At 72.3% G+C, this 1230-nt stretch carries 1 protein-coding gene; it reads right to left on the reverse strand.

What is annotated here, in order from left to right; translation table 11 throughout:
- Positions 1-1229, reverse strand: a 1229-nt coding sequence (locus AB0435_RS34245; RefSeq protein ID WP_366428753.1) for a biotin carboxylase N-terminal domain-containing protein, incomplete at its 3' end; no start/stop codon positions are given.
- Position 1230: the final 1 nt, after the last annotated feature.

Raw genomic sequence — 1230 nt, forward strand, 5'->3', positions numbered from 1 at the left:
TCGACGGTGAACTCGCCCAGGGCGCGGTGGGCGCGCTGGAGGGCCTGTTCGCGGGTGGCGCCGGTGACGATCAGTTTGGCGAGGAGGGAGTCCCAGGCGGGGCCGATGACGGAGCCGGTCTCGACTCCGGCGTCGAGGCGGACGCCGGGGCCGGTGGGGGCCTCGAAGCGGGTGACGGTGCCGGGGGCGGGCAGGAAGTTGCGGCCCGGGTCCTCGCCGTTGATGCGGAACTCGAAGGAGTGGCCGCGCAGGGGCGGGTCTTCGTAGCCGAGTTCCTCGCCGTCGGCGATGCGGAACATCTCCCGCACGAGGTCGATGCCGGTGACCTCTTCGGTGACGGGGTGCTCGACCTGGAGGCGGGTGTTGACCTCGAGGAAGGAGATGGTGCCGTCCTGGCCGACGAGGAACTCGCAGGTGCCCGCGCCCTCGTAGCCGGCCTCGCGGAGGATGGCCTTGGAGGCGCGGTAGAGCTCGGCGTTCTGCTCCTGCGTGAGGAAGGGGGCGGGGGCTTCCTCGACGAGTTTCTGGTGGCGGCGCTGGAGGGAGCAGTCGCGTGTCGACACGACGACGACGTTGCCGTGTTTGTCGGCCAGGCACTGGGTCTCGACGTGGCGGGGCCGGTCGAGGTAGCGCTCGACGAAGCATTCGCCGCGGCCGAAGGCGGCCACGGCCTCGCGGACGGCGGAGTCGTAGAGCTCGGGGACCTCGTCGAGGGTGCGGGCGACCTTCAGGCCGCGTCCGCCGCCGCCGAAGGCGGCCTTGATCGCGATGGGCAGGCCGTGTTCCTGAGCGAAGGCCACGACCTCCTCCGCCCCGGAGACGGGGTCGGGGGTGCCGGCGACCAGCGGTGCGCCGGCCCTCTGGGCGATGTGACGGGCCGCCACTTTGTCGCCGAGGTCGCGGATCGCCTGCGGCGGGGGGCCGATCCAGGTCAGTCCGGCGTCGAGGACGGCCTGGGCGAACTCCGCGTTCTCGGACAGGAATCCGTATCCGGGGTGGACGGCGTCCGCGCCGGACTCGGCTGCGGCGGCGAGCACCTTGGCCACGTCGAGGTAGCTCGTCGCGGGGGTGTCACCGCCCAGCGCGTACGCCTCGTCGGCGACACGGACGTGCACCGCGTCCCGGTCCGGACCGGCGTAGACCGCCACACTTCCGATCCCGGCGTCCCGGCATGCACGAGCGACGCGGACAGCGATTTCGCCACGGTTGGCGATGAGCACCTTGCGCACG

It is taken from the genome of Streptomyces sp. NPDC051173 (assembly GCF_040689515.1).
Classification (GTDB): domain Bacteria; phylum Actinomycetota; class Actinomycetes; order Streptomycetales; family Streptomycetaceae; genus Streptomyces.